The sequence below is a fragment of the Psychrobacter sp. 1Y11 genome, assembly GCF_052259045.1.
Classification (GTDB): Bacteria; Pseudomonadota; Gammaproteobacteria; order Pseudomonadales; family Moraxellaceae; genus Psychrobacter.
This window is the reverse complement of sequence record NZ_JBQQER010000001.1, coordinates 182,144-198,654: the sequence shown is the minus strand read 5'-3', so window position 1 is coordinate 198,654 and position 16,511 is coordinate 182,144. Positions and strand designations below refer to the sequence as shown.

At 45.3% G+C, this 16,511-nt stretch carries 14 protein-coding genes; 3 read left to right on the top strand and 11 right to left on the bottom strand.

Annotation, left to right across the window (positions count from 1 at the left end; all coding sequences use genetic code 11):
• Window positions 1–52: 52 nt before the first annotated feature.
• The 7 genes from gspM to ACTXGJ_RS00775 form a co-directional block, all read right to left on the bottom strand.
• Window positions 53–628: a type II secretion system protein GspM gene (gene gspM, locus ACTXGJ_RS00805; RefSeq protein ID WP_439240986.1), complete on the bottom strand. Its 576-nt coding sequence runs from the start codon at window positions 626–628 to the stop codon at window positions 53–55.
• 80 nt (window positions 629–708) lie between these two features.
• Complete coding sequence (gene gspL, locus ACTXGJ_RS00800) at window positions 709–1,920, bottom strand: type II secretion system protein GspL (protein WP_439240988.1); 1,212 nt, start codon at window positions 1,918–1,920, stop codon at window positions 709–711.
• Window positions 1,921–1,990: 70 nt separating this feature from the next.
• Window positions 1,991–2,476 carry a SixA phosphatase family protein gene (locus ACTXGJ_RS00795; RefSeq protein WP_439240990.1) on the bottom strand — a complete coding sequence of 162 codons (486 nt, stop codon included), beginning with the start codon at window positions 2,474–2,476 and terminating at the stop codon, window positions 1,991–1,993.
• Between the two features lie 45 nt (window positions 2,477–2,521).
• The gene (locus tag ACTXGJ_RS00790) at window positions 2,522–3,907 is read right to left on the bottom strand and encodes an NAD(P)H-dependent glycerol-3-phosphate dehydrogenase (RefSeq protein WP_439240992.1); all 1,386 of its coding nucleotides are present in this window, start codon (window positions 3,905–3,907) and stop codon (window positions 2,522–2,524) included.
• Between the two features lie 144 nt (window positions 3,908–4,051).
• Window positions 4,052–4,681 carry a nitroreductase family protein gene (locus tag ACTXGJ_RS00785; protein WP_439241339.1) on the bottom strand — a complete coding sequence of 210 codons (630 nt, stop codon included), beginning with the start codon at window positions 4,679–4,681 and terminating at the stop codon, window positions 4,052–4,054.
• A 287-nt stretch (window positions 4,682–4,968) separates the two neighbouring features.
• Window positions 4,969–6,069 (bottom strand): cell division protein ZapE, encoded by a 1,101-nt coding sequence (zapE, locus tag ACTXGJ_RS00780; RefSeq protein WP_439240994.1) that lies wholly within the window; start codon window positions 6,067–6,069, stop codon window positions 4,969–4,971.
• A gap of 312 nt (window positions 6,070–6,381) precedes the next feature.
• Window positions 6,382–7,041 carry an alpha/beta hydrolase gene (locus ACTXGJ_RS00775; protein WP_439240996.1) on the bottom strand — a complete coding sequence of 220 codons (660 nt, stop codon included), beginning with the start codon at window positions 7,039–7,041 and terminating at the stop codon, window positions 6,382–6,384.
• A 329-nt stretch (window positions 7,042–7,370) separates the two neighbouring features.
• Between ACTXGJ_RS00775 and ACTXGJ_RS00770 the strand changes: the two genes are divergently transcribed.
• From ACTXGJ_RS00770 to xseB, 3 genes are all read left to right on the top strand, one after another.
• Entirely contained in the window at window positions 7,371–7,730 is a 360-nt protein-coding gene (locus ACTXGJ_RS00770) for a hypothetical protein (protein ID WP_439257377.1), read from the top strand.
• 179 nt (window positions 7,731–7,909) lie between these two features.
• On the top strand, window positions 7,910–9,466 hold the full coding sequence (gene xseA, locus ACTXGJ_RS00765) for an exodeoxyribonuclease VII large subunit (RefSeq protein WP_439241000.1): 1,557 nt from the start codon (window positions 7,910–7,912) through the stop codon (window positions 9,464–9,466).
• Between the two features lie 49 nt (window positions 9,467–9,515).
• Window positions 9,516–9,761: an exodeoxyribonuclease VII small subunit gene (xseB, locus tag ACTXGJ_RS00760; protein WP_439241002.1), complete on the top strand. Its 246-nt coding sequence runs from the start codon at window positions 9,516–9,518 to the stop codon at window positions 9,759–9,761.
• A gap of 99 nt (window positions 9,762–9,860) precedes the next feature.
• Here xseB and pncB read toward each other — a convergent pair whose 3' ends face one another.
• The 4 genes from pncB to ACTXGJ_RS00740 form a co-directional block, all read right to left on the bottom strand.
• Window positions 9,861–11,087, bottom strand: coding sequence for a nicotinate phosphoribosyltransferase (pncB, locus tag ACTXGJ_RS00755; RefSeq protein WP_439241004.1), 1,227 nt, complete (start codon window positions 11,085–11,087; stop codon window positions 9,861–9,863).
• Between the two features lie 130 nt (window positions 11,088–11,217).
• Complete coding sequence (msrAB, locus tag ACTXGJ_RS00750) at window positions 11,218–12,987, bottom strand: bifunctional peptide-methionine (S)-S-oxide reductase MsrA/peptide-methionine (R)-S-oxide reductase MsrB (RefSeq protein WP_439241341.1); 1,770 nt, start codon at window positions 12,985–12,987, stop codon at window positions 11,218–11,220.
• A 452-nt stretch (window positions 12,988–13,439) separates the two neighbouring features.
• A complete protein-coding gene (locus ACTXGJ_RS00745; protein ID WP_439241006.1) occupies window positions 13,440–14,333 on the bottom strand; it encodes an ATP-binding cassette domain-containing protein in 894 nt (297 codons plus the stop codon).
• Between the two features lie 72 nt (window positions 14,334–14,405).
• Entirely contained in the window at window positions 14,406–16,376 is a 1,971-nt protein-coding gene (locus ACTXGJ_RS00740; RefSeq protein ID WP_439241008.1) for a glycine betaine ABC transporter substrate-binding protein, read from the bottom strand.
• Between the last annotated feature and the right edge of the window lie 135 nt (window positions 16,377–16,511).

Here is a 16,511-nt window from a genome sequence, read left to right as displayed (position 1 = left end):
CTGATATTGCGGCTATTAAAACGATTTTCAAGATTGCAGGCCAACCTAACCGTTAAGAAGCAAGCGTGGCTTGTACTTGAATTTGCTTGGTATTGATATCTTGCTGCATCTCGAGCTGAGTGAACTGCCAACCTTGCTCACTAAGCTTACCAAGCGCGCTACTGACAAGCGCTTGGCTCGGGTTGGTAAAGCTTAATTGCACCGTATCGCCAACCGCAGCAACCTGAGCATTAGCAATACCCGCATTGGTTAACAGAGAACTGACCGTCGTCGCAGGGGCAACTATCGCGCCATCAGTATTAGCATTGAGCGCGTTGTTGTCGATATTGCTCGCTTGCGCGCGCAACCAAAAATAATCAGCCACTTGCCGCTGGTACTGCGCCTTACTATCTTTCGCAGCTTGATTGACACTATAGCCGCCATAACCGCCAATAAACAGCAATAAAAATAGCGACAAGATTCCTAAAGCCAACTGGTCGCGTGGAGAAAGCGCTTGCCAGCGTGTCCATAATATCGATTGGTAGCGACTTAAACGCTCAGAAAAAGTATGACTAGAGCCACTACTGCTAGTCGCCATATTTGAAGCATTTGAAGAGTTAGTGCTATTACGGCGATGCGGTCTATTCATCACTGAACCTTATTTTACCTAAATGATAATAAGTTATAAATAATTAAAAATGACATATCGTATGGCACTGAACAACTAGATTAAGAGGCTGATAATTTGCCAGTTTCAACGTTATTATCCCCTATATTTACCATTATCTGGCCACTGAACTCGCCTTGCTCATTGCCATTGACGCTTTGCAAGCTGGCCGCTATTCCTTGAGTGACTAGCGTATTAGCAAACTCATCAAGGCTATTGCGATTCGGCGCAATAAGCGTAAAACTAAGAGAGCTTGGCTGCATAACTAGGCTTTGCGCAGTTAATGAAGACTGTTTAATGAGAGGCGATATACGCGCTAGAGTTGCTATGTGGGAAGACTGAGCTTGGCTATCTCTGCGCAATTTTGCTTCCATTTGCGTCTGTAGTAGCGTACGCGAATTAAGGCGATCTTCTGGAAACCAAGACTGAAATTGTTTGCCGATAGCGCTTTGGGTTGCCACACTTGCTTGGTTATAGCGATAGGCTTGTAAACCATCTGCAGCCATTTGTAATACCAGTGCTGATAGCGCCACCATAGCAGCCACCCGTAAATAAGGGGATAGTTTAGTGTCTGAGGTTTTTATAAAAAAGTTCAAAGCGTGACGATCGGGTATATCGACGGGCTCAGGCTGAGCAGCAATCTGAGTTAATAGTAATTGCTGGGCGGCGAATTGTGACAACTCTATACTCGCTACAGAGTCATCGACAGCGCTTACTAGGCATAGCTCACTGAGATGAGGCAAGCGCTCAACCATCAGTGGCAGGTAGCTGACTGCCATGCCCTGCTGCAACGACTGACGCAGTAAAGTGGTGTGTTTATCTTCATACAGCACTACCTGCTGACCTGCACCTTCCTCTGGAACCGGTAACAACAAAAAATCAGGCAGCAGCGCGCCAATACTAAACCCTGCCAGTATCGCGCTTTGTTGCCATGAGTCAATATCTTCTTTCGCTAGCGCATAGAGATGATGATGACTCGCGTAACTTTGCTGACGCACCATCAGCTGCTCGACTGGTGTGATTGAGGTCTCTTCAAATAAGTACTGCTTGCCAGTATCGCCTAACTGCTTAAGCTGATTAGCACTTAGCTCAGTATCCACTTGTAGCACATGTCTAGAAGGAAAATACAGACATAACCGCTTGGCGTTACCACCTTTATAGCTGTTATAACGCTCTTGCAGCTGCTGCCAGTTATCTACTAGCTGCCACTGCTTAGCCTCTGCTTGCCAAACTGCGAGTGGGCTATGCTGCTCTCTTAACCAAACATGTAACAATAGAGGTGTCCTTTGATATTTAGCGGTTGAAGTTGACTATTTTTGAGAAGGCATGATTTATTAGTGCTGACTAAAGCTGCATAGGCACAAAACGGTCACTCTCTTTGGCCATTCCTGACATCACAAACTCCATCTCAAACACTCGCGCTTCAGCTAATGAAAACGCCTCAGGGCTAGCGCCGGTTAGTAAGCTGGCAATATGAGCTATAATAGACATATGACAAACTACTACCAGACAGTTTGCTTCAATATGTCCAAGTTCTATCAGTGCTGCATGAGCATCGTCTGAGGGCGTAATATTATCTTGTATACTAGCTGGCACATCGGTCGCACGCGCTTGGAGCTCAGCTAGCGTCTGCTGCGCCCTATCGTACGGACTGACCACAAAATAGTCAGGACGATAATGTTCCATAATATAATCAGCCGTCTGCGCTGCTTGCTGACGACCGTATTCGGTCAACTGCCGAGTGCTGTCGGATCGATTATCCTCTGGATGAGTACTGCTTGGATGCGGATAGTCTTCAGCTTGTCCATGGCGCATAAGTATAATCTTCATAGCACTCCCTTTGCTAATCATTATTTGATTTACTTTTAATAATAATTATTTATTTTTGTCGTTATTACTGTCATTGTTGTCAATGCTGTTGTCGCGACTATCCTCGCCACTGTCGTTAGTACTGCTAGCAGCATTCATCTGCGCGGTAAGCGACGCATTACTATGGTCATGCGGCATGACAAACTCTACATCACTGCGAAAGCCTGCTTCCATCAAATGTAGCGCGACTCCTAACGCCGCCTTGTCTTCGTAGATGACAGCGTGCAGAGCATGCGTGATGGGCATATAGATACCTTGCTTACTGGCTTTTTCGTGTACTTGCTGAATAGTATTGACCCCTTCAGCGGTTTGCCCTAACTTTTTGACCGCCGCATCGATATTCATACCGCGTCCGAGCATGTTGCCAATTCGAAAGTTTCGACTCAGCTCTGAATTACAAGTAGCATAAAGGTCGCCTACGCCAGATAAACCTAAGAAAGTAAGCGGATTCGCGCCTTCTTCTACGCCAAAGCGGCTCATCTCAGCCAGTGAGCGCGTCAAAAGCATCGCTTTGGTATTTTCACCAACATCGTAGGCAGCGGCCATGCCCATAGCGATAGCATAAATATTCTTAAGCGCGCCGCCAAGCTCAACACCACGAATATCATCACTAGCAAATACTCGGAAAAAAGCGCTGTGTAACGCCGCTTGTACGGCATGCCGTAGCGGCTCTGACTCACTGGCGATCACCGTCGCTGACGGCATATTTTTCATGATTTCAACCGCCAAGTTTGGCCCTGACATTACCCCAAAGTTCACCTCCGGCAACTCATCTTTAATGATATCGCTCATCATTGCAAAGGTGTCTTTTTCCATGCCCTTCGTAAGCGAAACAATCGATTGGCCACTGATAAATGGTTTGATGTTCTTGAGAGTCTCGCGAAAGGCTGAGCTGGGTACTGCTAAAAAGATAATATCTTTATTTTTCACCGCAGCTTCTAAGTCGTAGCTATACTTTAAGCGATTGTCTAGCTTATACCCGGGCAGATACTTTTTATTCATCTGCGTTTTTGCCATAGACTTGACGGTGCGCTTATTACGTACCCAAAGTGTGGTGTCACAGCCGTTTCGCGCTGCTAGGTTTGCCATTGCGGTACCGAAACTACCGCCGCCCAATACTGTCAGACGTATCTTTTCTGGGTTTTTATGTATTTGATCCATTTGTTTGGCTACCGCCGCCTCAACTTTATTAGGGTTTAATTTTTTGCGACCAAATCCTGATTTAGTAGCTCGATCAAGGATACTAGCTATCAGGCCAGTAGGTTTGTTTTCATTGCTATTGTCGTTATTTTTAAGATTGTCGCGGCCTGCAGTTTCTTTAGCTTGATTATTTTCGAGCTCTGCGTTATCAGCATTTTTATCTTGCCTATCTGTATCTGAGGAGCTTGTCATATACTTATATCCATATTGTCAGTGCTTAAAGGATGAATCGAGTAGCTATCATGCACTTTATACTTCTTCATCAAAAATGTTTTGGCGCAAATCTTTTGGCGCAAATCTAGGGCAACTATCATTACTCTTAGCCGCAATAAGTCTTTAAGACTCAAAACGCAGCAGCGGCTCTATGTCCATAGGTTTTCTGCGAGGTTTTGCTTTTGGACTCGTGCCAGTATAAATAAAGGCGACCACATAGTCATCATCAGCAACATCAAAATAAGCTTTAACCGCAGGCTCGTTACATAGCAGACCCGTGCGCCATACGGTGCCGAAGCCTTGGGCCATCAACGCTAATAGTAGGTTTTGCACCGCTGACCCAGCACTAAGCATCTGCTCAAAGGGCGGAACTTTTTTATGCTCTTGCATCTTGGTGACGACCGTAATAATCACTGGCGCTCGCATTGGCAGATTGGCGGTCTTTATTCGGGTCTTATCCGATAGCGTCACGCCTGCTCTCGCCGCCTGCGCTTCTGCTGCCTCAAGTAATGCTTGTCCTAGCTGCTGACGCGCTTCACCTTCGCTCACGATAAAACGCCAAGGCCGCAGTTTTTTGTGGTCGGGTGCTGTTGCCGCGCAGCCAATCGCTGCTCTGATTTGTTCGTGAGTAGGCGCCGGCTCTTGTAGATTGCCAATGGTGCGCCTGGACTTAATCCACTCTATCAACTGCTCATCGCTGAGCATCATACTCTCCGAAAGTGCTGTCTCATCTAGCAACTGTTTGCCTTCCATATCGCTTTGATCATTACTATTTTCACGAAGGTTAGTTTCAAGACTGTCACTCTCATGATTAGAAGTTTCTTTGGTTGCTACGCTCTGTTCATCTTCCTCGGTGATTAAGCGCTCTCTTGGCGTACTCATTTGTCATCCTTTTATAGTAGTCGGCTATTATGATTATTATTGCTTTTATGGGTATAAATAGCTCTTTTACCGTTATCATTTTATCGAGAAGTTTTACACTATTATCCTTTGATTTTTAAGGTGCTTAAGCTTGTAAGGCACTTAAACCTATAAAATGCTTATGCGGCATCATCAAGTCGATGCTTCATTTTTAGATAGTCCTCTGATTGCATCTCAAGCAAGCGTGAACGAGTACGCTCAATCTCAAAGGCTAGTTTCTCTCCTTGATAGAGATCCAGGATAGACTGCTCAGCACGTACCAAAAGTTTAACCCTACGATCATAAAACTCATCGACTAAGTAGATAAAGCGGCGGGTCGGGTCACGCAGGTCATCATCTAACGCCGGGACAGCATTAATCAGAACGGTGCTGAAACGATTGGCAATTTCAATAAAATCAGCAGCGGAGCGCGGCTGCATACATAAGTGGCGAAAGTCGCAAAACAAGATATCTTCGGTGCGGGCATTAATCTTAATCTCGCGGCCATTGACGGTGATAGGCTCGCTACTGATTTTAAGATTGTTCGATAGACTAGCAAAACGGTTGGCAAGCCAATTATGGTTTTCACGCGTCATAGGTGATTTGTATAGCTCTGCTTGCTGCAAGACACGCAAACGATAATCGATACCGGAGTCGATATTCATCACCGTAGTATGCGTCTCAACCTCTTTGATAGCTGGCATAAAGCGGTCACGATGCAGGCCATCTTTGTACAGTCCTGCCGGCTCAATATTTGAGGTAGCAACCAAAGTGACGCCGCGATTGAAAAGCATCGTAAACAAGTCGCCTAATATCATCGCGTCTGAGACGTTAGAGACAAAAAACTCATCGAAGCAGATAATCACGGCTTCGTCATAGATAATATCGGCTACTTTTTCTAAAGGATCGCTTTGGCCTTGGAGCTGGTTAAGCTCTTTGTGCACTCGCTGCATGAAATGATGAAAATGCTGGCGCATCTTACGCTCTATGGTCAGCGAATCATAAAACATATCCATCATCCAGGTTTTGCCGCGGCCGACGCCGCCCCACATATATAGGCCTTTTGGCGCGGCAGGTTTAGATTTAAAAAACCCAAAAATGCCCTTTTTTTCTTCGACCGTATTATTAAGCTGATGATAAAGATCATCAAGATAGCTCATTGCTATATATTGTTGTTCATCTCGGGTAAAGTCTTCAGAGCTGATGGCTTGCTCGTAGCGCTGTAATGGAGATAATCTCATAATACGACTCATATTTAACAAAAGTAAAAAAGTGTTTTGGCCGTCTATTCTTACTAACTTATGTCTTTTACACTGAGACAATAAGGATAGACTCGTCAAAGTAAGGTGTGCTGAAGCAGTTGTGCTTGCTATACCAACCCTACCCTCTAGACCAACACGGCTAAATGTTTACGACTATATTGCAACTTATATAAAGCAATAATTATTATTCTAGCTATACGAATACTATAACGTGCTCTAGGTCTACTATTCTATAGCTATTATATAGCACCTGCACTTTGTAAGTAGTACCTACGCTTTGTAAGCACTCAGCTAGCTGTCAGAACCGAAACTATGCTGCTCTAATAGCTTTTTTAGCTCTGTTAAACGCCCGTGGAAAAAATGCCCCGCGCCTTCGATTACACTGACATCAATCCCTAAACGCTCAGCAAAAGCTTGCATGTTATCAGGTGAGATGACCTCATCAGCATCGCCATAAATCTCAAACGTTTTCTCAATCGGCAAAGCAATATGCTCACTATCGTTTTTTTCGATTGAAGGCGAGATGAGCGCGACATTCGCAATCTCAAAATCGCTTAACCCCCAGACGTGCGGCGACACTAAGACTTGCTCAGCGGTACGAGCAATCACATACCCGCCAAAAGAGAAGCCTCCTAGCCACAGCTTGCGGGCATCGGTCTGTCCTGCTAACCATTGTAACACGGTCATGGCATCGACAACTTCACCTTCAGCATAGTCATGTTCTCCTGTCGATTGCCCCACCCCGCGAAAGTTGAAACGTACTACGTGCATGCCGTTGTCGCGGGCAAATCGGTACATGGTAGTGACTACTTTATTATTCATCGTGCCCTCAAATAACGGGTTCGGATGACATAATAGCGCTACAGTATCGGTATTAGGGTTGCAAGGATTGTCTTGTTGCCAAAGCGCATCAACTTCTAGCACACCAGCAGGAGCAGGAATTAAGGGCATAATAGTAACGACCAGTTAAGAGAGTGAGGTCAATTATGCTAGAAATCTGCTATATTTCAAGTGATTTGCTGTTTTAATCCTGCTGCCACTAAATCATGGCCGGCTTAATACTCGGCCTTGGCACTGACAGCAAGTAAGTACATATAGTAAGCCCCTAGACGTTAAGGCGACAAATGGGTTAAATATATAGCGTCAATAACGACTAGTAACTTTTTGAGCTTTTAGAGATGCTCGGCTTTTGACTCTAGTCTCTTAACACTCGTCTTTCAATATGAACAGGAAGGTAACTTATGACAATATTTAATATAGCACCTAGCAATACTCATAGCATGACAAAGCCTATAAGCTTGGCAGCAACCCTGATAGCAGCACTGGCGCTGAGCGCTTGTCAAAGTACGCCCTCATCTCCAGTTATCCAGCGCGCTGACTCAACTTATGAGACCACTGGACTTGGCGAAACAAAGATACAAGCTCAGCAAAATGCCATCACTAGTGCTAATAAAACTTGTCGTAGTAAACAAGTCATCGTCGTCAAAGACACCGTTAAATATAATGGAATTTTGAATGAGCGTACTGGCCGTATGGTTGGACAGGCTGGCGCGGTAATAGGAACTATATTTGGGACAGGCTCGCCTGAATTGTCACGCGATGATGACTATGAATATACGATTAACTTTCGCTGCCAGTAAGGCTCAAAGCTTATTTAGCGTTTGATCCCTCCCTTAAACACATTAGCTGCCTCTTCAAACTTGAGCCATTTTCTCAATTTGGTTTAGCTTAGCGCTATGTTTTAAGGTAAAGTAGAGGGCTTAAATGTCGTAGCAACTTATTATCGTTTATTTTTATTCTCCCTACTCGGTCTGATTCTATGCGCAAACCTAACCTCAGCTCTGTTAAGCCCTCTAATGCCAAAACTTTAGCGCCTGCCAAAGATTTAGCGACTTTAGAAGCAGAATTGGCTGAGGTTGAGAGTAGTCTGGAAAATAACCTTGAAGACACCGTGCTACGTTTAAGCGACTATTTGAGCGCAGTTGAGATGGTCGTCAAGCAAACCTTCGCCCACCGGGTTTGGGTGAAGGCTGAGATTCGTAACCTCTCTAGCAAAGGCGGCCACTATTATTTTGAATTAGCCGAAAAGGATGATGATGGCAAAGTGGTTGCTAGCTGCCGAGGTAACCTCTGGCGCTTTAAAGCCGCGCGCGTACTCGCTAAGTTTGAACGCGCTACGGGTATGGCGCTCAGTCGTGATCTGACCGTCCTACTTAAAGTATCAGCGAACTTTCACCCTCAATATGGATTTTCCTTAACGATTGAAGATATTGATCCAAGCTACACGCTAGGAGATCTGGCGCGGCAATACGCGCAGATGGTCGATCGCTTGAGCGGCGAAGGCTTAATGCAACTCAATCAGCAGCTAGAAGCTCCTTTCGATATCGAGCACGTGATTGTCATTGCGCCAGAAAAAGCCGCCGGACTAGGTGATTTTCAAGCGGATGCCAATCGTCTAGCGACAACTGGTGCTTGCCAATTTCATTATCATCATGCCACTTTTCAGGGCAATCACGCGCCAAGCGAGATACGCCAAGCTATCGTCAGCGCTCAGCAGCAGTTTTATGAGCGCTATCAGCGTCTGCCTGATCTTCTAGTGATTATTCGTGGTGGCGGCGCGGTTGGCGACTTAGCTTATCTCAATGACTACGAGCTTGCAGCATTAGTCGCTGAGCAGCCGGTACCGGTTTGGGTCGGTATCGGTCATGAGCGCGATAAAGTTATCTTAGATGAAGTGGCGCATAGCAGTTTTGATACGCCATCCAAAGTGATAGCCGCAATTATCGCTCACTTAGCTCGCCTAACAGCGCAAACTTTGACTTATCAAGCACAGATCAAGCAAGCGGCGCAGCGTCAGCTCAAAGTTGCTCAGCAGCAAAGCGTGAGACAACTGAGCCAACTACAATCACAGACTATCGGGCAACTTACCGCGCTGAAAAAAGACAGCAATTACGCTTGGCAAAGCATTCAGCAAAGCGCGCAGCGTCAAGTCAAACAAGCGGCTAGAGTGACTAGCGACTGGCAAGCTCAAATACAGCAAGGCGCGCACCAGCACTTAACAGCGGCCAGTATCGCAGCCAAAAACTATCAAAAAACGTTACTACATAGCGCCGAGCAGCAACTAGCGCAAGCGCAGCGCAACAGCGAACATCTACGCGATATTGTCCTACTGCATCGGCCTACGCGAGTACTAAAACAAGGCTATAGTATGCTAATGGCTGATAAAGGTCAGCAAGTATTGACTAGTAGCAGTCAGCTCTATCCTGACCAAACTATTAAGATTATGCTAAAAGATGGGCAAGCAACGGCGCAAATCTTAAACGTCAAAAGCTTAGAAGCTAATAGTCGTACCAACGACGACAATAACACTCTATAGAAATTTTCATTTACAATGATTTTAATTTAACAGCAATCAAGGAAACCTTATGGCCACTTCGACTCGCAGACGTAAAAAAGCCGCCCCAAAAACCTTTAAGGCGGCCTACGATATTCTAAAAACTAATGCCGCAGAGCTACAACAGCAGGATGAGCCAGATATCGACAATCTTATGACCACAGTCGAAGAGTCTATAGCGGCCTACCGTGTCTGTGAGACTCGAATCAACGCCGTACAGCAAGCGCTAGATGCCGCCTTCGCTGAAGAGGTAATTGAGAAGAATGAAGAGCAGTAGTTGAACTAGATAATAAAATTTTTGTAGGGTCCGTGGGACGAACCCTACATCTAGATCTAATGCTACTTGTTAAAGAGATTTTACTTGTAAATAATTCTATTACTCTGGTTCATCCACCTCAAACACTTGCCGTAAATAAGCCAGATAAGTGTCATTATTAATCATAGTTTTGCCAGGGCTATCCGATATTTTCGCAACTGGCTGACCATTACACTCCACCAGTTTGAGAACAATATTTAATTGCGTCAACCCCATGTCATTGGTGAGATTAGTACCAATACCAAAGCTGGTTCTGATGCGATCCTTAAAGTACTGATGCAGCTCCCACGCTTTTTCTAAGTTTAAGCCGTCGCTGAAAGTGATAATCTTGGTTTTTGGATCGATTTTTAACTTTTTATAGTGGGCAATAGCTTTATCACCCCAAAGATAAGGATCACCGCTATCGTGGCGTAGGCCATCGAATAGCTTAGCAAAGTACAAATCAAAATCGCGTAAGAACGCATCCATCCCTACCACATCGGTCAAGGCTATACCCAAATCGCCGCGATACTCGTGCACCCAAGCTTCTAGTGCTGCCTTTTGCGAGTCACGCAGACGCACATCTAAGGCCTGAAACGCTTGCATAAACTCGTGCGCCATCGTACCTATTGGCGTCATCTCTAGTGTCTTTGCCAAGAGAACATTAGAGGTACCACTGATAATTTTGGGTTCGGCCTGATGCAAAGTCTTGACTACATGCGCTTGCCAGTGTTTACTAAAGCGCCGACGCGTGCCAAAATCAGCAACGATAAAGCGCGGTACATCACGCTCATTGTTGTCCTGCTGCTCGGCATACTGATGCAGCAAAGCCACTTTGGCATCTAGGCGGCGCTGCCCTTCTGCGATGACTTGCGGATTGGATAACGCATTGAAATATAGCTCATTGACGATAGCTAGAACAAATACCTCAAAGAACATCGCTTGAATCATTGGTCCTTCGATATCGATAAACAAGCGCCCTTTGCTATCAGTACTCACAGTGATAAAGCGGCGCTTGAGCTGAAATAGCTCTAAATAATCGACAAAATCTGAGCGCATAAAGCGTAGCGTTCGCAAGTACTCTAATTCATCAGGCAAAAATCGCAGCTGGCATAAACTGTCTAATTGCTGCTCTAGCGAGTCTTTGATAGTCGCTAGTGGATAAGCGACATCATTGTTATTGCGGCAGCGAAAACGATATACCCCATGCGTCTGCGGAAACTGATGCAGCATTGCTTGTAGCATAGTGAACTTGTAGAGATCATTGTCAAGCAATGAGGTAATAATTGGGGTATGAATAACAGCCATGCGGTAACCTTAGCATATGATTTTTTGTAATAAAGGGCTTTTGCAACAAACGACGATAAACAAATCAAAGCCTAAGTATAACGCCATTATCTAGCATTTGCCTATTTGCCGCTTAATAACCTTAAGACGGTTACGATTTAACCAGTTTCACAAGCGGTGCATACCCTGATTGCGGCATGACACTGACGGGGATAAATTGTAACGCTCCGCCATTAATGCAATAGCGCAAACCGCCGCGATCTTTCGGCCCATCTGGGAACACATGACCCAAATGTGAGTCGGCTACTCGCGAGCGAATCTCAGTACGCACCATGTTATAAGATAAATCATCACGCTCAGTGATCACTTGCTTGTCGATAGGCTTAGTAAAGCTCGGCCAGCCGCAGCCCGACTGATATTTATCGGTCGATAAAAATAACGGCTCACCACTCACCACGTCGACATAAATGCCGGGTGCAAATAAGTCATCATATTCATGACTGAACGCGCGCTCAGTGCCCGCCTCTTGGGTGATATTATATTGCGCTTGCGTCAGAGTATCTTTTAGTGCATTTTTATTATAGCCACTGTAGCGTTTTGGATCTAAAGCCTCAGCAACGGTGCTGACAGGCGCAAGTTTGGTTGGTTGAATGTCGTTACTGTTATTACTGCCACTCTCTTCCAGCTTATCATCAGCTAAGCTCAAATCAACATGACAATAGCCGTTAGGGTTTTTGGCCAAGTAATCTTGATGATACATCTCCGCTAAATAAAAATTATCGAGCGCTTCGTTTTCAACGACTATGGGCTGCTTATATTGACTCTGCACTCGTGTCAGCGCCGCATCAATAACAGCCTTGTCCTTTTTATCAGTATAATAAATCCCTGAGCGATACTGCACGCCGCGATCGTTACCTTGCTTATTGACACTGGTCGGATCAATCACACGTAAGTAGTATTTCAAAATAGTCTCTAAGTCGGTCTTATCGGCGTCATAAGTGACTTTTACCGTTTCAGCATGCCCTGAGCCGCGTATAACCTCTTCATAGCTTGGGTTGGCAGTATCGCCATTGGCGTAGCCGGATACCGCATCGACGACGCCAGCGACGCGCTCCATATAAGCCTCTACACCCCAGAAGCAGCCACCGGCTAAGTAGATACTACGTGTCTTAATTGGCAGGCCTTTATCATTATAATAAACGCCCTGTTTTTGCTTGATAGTCTCTATCTTAGGGTTATTATCTAAGGTCTGCGCTTGTACCGATTTGGTTTGCCCGCTCTTGAGTTCTGCAAAGTCATTGTCCGCATTATCCGCTAGCGCATAGGCTTGCTCGGCTGAAATATTGCCTTTAACCAGATGTACTAGATTGCCTTTTTTATCGAGTATCGCCCAGCTTGGGTAGACTTGGACGCCAAGGGTGCTAATTAGCTGACCAGAAGCATCTGCTAATACGGGCAGCTGAGGATAGTCGGCTTGGATACCAGCGTACCAGCTTGCAAACTCGCCTGCAGCTTTTTCGTTGAGATGTCCCGGACTGGCTACGGTGACGACATTTAGATCCGCAAACTTAGGATCTGTGCGCCACTCTTGGGTTTCCGAAAGCGTGCCTAAACATAACGGACACCAGCTTGCCCAAAACTTTATCAAGGTCGGCTTGTTAGGGTCAATAACTGAGGAGCCACTGCTACCTAGTCCTTGTGTCAATTGCGGCAAGGCTTGCATTTGTTTTAACATGTCAGATGGCAGCATATCACGTGAACGGCTCACCCCTTTGTTTTGACTTTTTGGCGTGTTACTCGCGCCACTTTCAGCGTTACTGACTTGACCGCAGGCTAGTAATAATCCGGCGCTCAATACGGTTGTTAAGCTTGCAGCGCTGATCTGCTTGAGCCAAAGCGGACGAGGCTTATTATTTGTCATCATGTTATTTATCCAAATTCATTATCTATAGCGTCGGTCATTCTTTTATAGGCAATATTTATTTTTGGCAAAGTCTTTTGTATAACAGCTTTAACATCAAAAGGTTATTACGGATTCTTGAAAAACGAGAGCCAACTTAAAGAAGGTTTTATGGGCTGTATAGAATAGGTGTTGAAGAGAAAAGAGCTTTGGCTGATCTTTTTTTTCTAAAGTAAGACTATTGTGCATTTAAGCGTGCTACGTTATTTCTAAAGTGAATTAACGCTATGTTAAGCAGCTTGTTTTAGCCATATAATATGAGCATTAATAAGCTAAAACAATGAGGCAATGTTAACAATACTGTCTGAATATTAAGATTCTGTTAATAAGTAATGATATTTTACTCAAAAGAGCGCTATACAAAACTTACTTTAGACAGGTTTTTAGCGCGAAATATCATTATCTATCGTGGCTTAATGCTTAGCGCTCATAAACTGCGCGACATAGTCATCGGCAGGATGGTCTCGCAGCCCATTTGGCGTTCCTGTTTGTACTAAGCGGCCGCCGTTTAAGATGCTAATACGCTGACCGACTTTGACCGCTTCATCGATATCATGTGTGATAAAGACGATGGTCTTATTCAGCCGAGCTTGTAGCTCTAATAGCTGATCTTGTAGTTGACCACGTATAAGCGGATCAAGTGCGGAGAAGGCTTCATCCATCAGCAATATTGGATTGTCAGTGGCTAAAGCGCGCGCCAACCCTACCCGCTGCTGCATACCGCCCGATAGCTCATCAGGATAGCTATTCTCAAGATTGGGCAAACCGACTTCATTTAGCCAATGACGAGCAATCTGATGACGTTCGCTGACACTCATCTTACGCACACGCAGTCCATAAGCGACATTCTGTATCACCGTCATATGCGGCATCAGCCCAAAATGCTGAAACACCATGCTAACCGTATGCTGGCGATACTGCTGCAGGCCTTTATCATCTAAATCTAAGATATTGATTTCAGAGCTGGTATTGTGAGCTAATGAAGGCTTTTGACTCGTCTCACTTGGCTTGTGAGTGGCGCCGCTATCCTGTTGCGTATTGACCCAAATCTTACCGGTAGTAGGATCAATTAGGCGATTGAGGTGGCGTATCAAGGTTGATTTACCTGAGCCTGATAAGCCCATAATACAATGCAGCTCGCCAGCTTCGATTGATAAGTTGATATCGTATAGACCGACCGAATAGCCAGTTTGCGCCTTAACACGCGTACTATCCATTCCCTCAGCCAATAAGTCTAAGGCAGACTGCGCTTGCTTGGGGCTTGCATTATAGATCTTGCTGATATTTTCTAATTTAATATGATCCATCATTTTTCTCAATATTTATTATTCATGTCCGTGTTTGCGATTTAGACGTATAAGCACAACAAAAAGGGCAACTTAACCAATCGTTGGGCGCCTGCCTTCTTCAATAGTCTTTTGGCGCGCACGCTTACCTTGACCAAAAGCTTGGCTGATACGGTCAATAATAATCGCTACAATGACGATTGCTGTACCTGCTTGTAACCCTTGACCGATATTGAGCGTTTGAATAGATTGTAGTACATCTTCGCCAAGCCCCGGTGCACCAATCATCGAGGCTAGTACTACCATCGCCAGCGACATCATCACTGCCTGATTGATCCCTGCCATAATACTCGGCAGCGCTTGCGGCAGCTTAATCCATATCAGCAGCTGCCAGTGCGTACTACCAAACGAGCGACCCGCTTCGATCATTTCATGATTGACCTGCTTGATTCCTAAAGTCGTCAAACGTATCAAAGGCGGTAGCGCATAAATAATAGTAGCGAATAGCGCCGGCACCTTACCGATACCAAACAGCATCAGCACTGGAATCAGATAGACAAAGCTTGGCATGGTTTGCATGACATCGAGAATGGGGGTAACGATTTTGCGTAATAAGACACTCCCCGACATTGCAATACCGATAGGAATACCGATGACTACAGTGATTAGTACTGAGACGATCAATAAAGCCAAGGTATCGATCAAAGCGCCCCACAGCCCAAAAGCGCCAATCAAAAACAGCCCGACTCCGCAAGCGATAGCAAACCATACTTTACGCACCCCAAACCAAGCTAATACAGTCACTAACGCAATAATCAGCCAAGGGGGAATCACTGTCAACAAGCGCTCAATAGGCAATAATAAATATGTTAGGGTCACGCGACTAATACTACGAAACACCTCTCCATAATCTCGAACCACCAATGCTAGCGTCTTATTAAGCGGGGTCTCAAGCGACCATTCTGGAAAGCTCGATGACAGACCTAATAAATTACCCGATTGGGTAGCGTCATTTAGCGGCGAGTCAATATTCGTATCCCCAGCAGTTGTACCTGTCAAACGAATACCTAGATCAGTCGCCAATGCAGTGGCGGCTTCTGTAGAGAGCCAGTTTTGCCAAATATCAGGGTTCTGTTGCAAAAACAGCAGAGCTTGCTCATCACCGCTACGCTTATTTTCACTCATCTCCAAGATAGCGCCATTGAGCTGGTCGGGAGTGAACTGTACTTTTTTGAAGGCTTGCGTCAATTCTGGATTGCTATCGAGAAACGGAGTAGATACCGCGATAGCTAACGGGGAAACGGGGAAGCCAGTCACACAATCGGAGGTACCATTAGCTAATAATAAATCATCCCAACACTTCTCATCATGTGCCGGAAACTTGAGCGGCGCAAAGTCGTATTTCGCCATCAGCCCTGTCGGCTGCCAGTAATAAAACAATAACGGCTTACGCTGCTCAAACGCTGAGGAAATCTCAGCGTCGAGTGCCGCTCCTGTTCCAGGGCTAGTGACATTAAAGATACGATCTAAGCCGGTATTTTTGAGCAAGCGCACATTGAATATCTCACAAGCCCAGCCTGCAGGACAGTTCATAAAACGAGCTTCGCCAGGGTTTTCAGGATCGGTGAATAGCTCAGCATAATCAGGCAGGTCTTGATAGCGACGTAGACCTGGATTATCATCCATCACGTATTGCGGAACGTACCAGCCTTGCGTCGCACCGCCTTCTAACGTGTCGCCAATGATCGTCACTTTATTATCTTCGATAGCTTGCTCTAAGATGGGGGAACGCCCTATCCACTGCTCACCGATGACTTGTATATCATCTTGCAATAGCGCGTTCTCAAGCGCAGGCCCCGCTCCTGGTACTTCTTCAACGACGCAGCCGTAGCCACTTTCGGTGATGTATTTGAGGACACCTGTGGTGAATTGCCCGCTCTCCCAAGTGAGTGAGCCAAACTTTATAGGGGTCTGACAAGACGATAAAGAATCCGCAGCTGAGGCAGATAGAGGCAGTAATAGTGAGCTTAATAGTAGTAAGCTAAAAGCAATCCATTGGCGCATAATAAATCCTGTTTATTATTTTAGCGATGTCTACTCATGATCAAGGCGAACTTTTATAGCTATTAGTCTTTATGCCTATTAGTCTATATAACTACTGGTCTTCATAGCTATTCGTTTTTATAGCCGTTAGCTTAT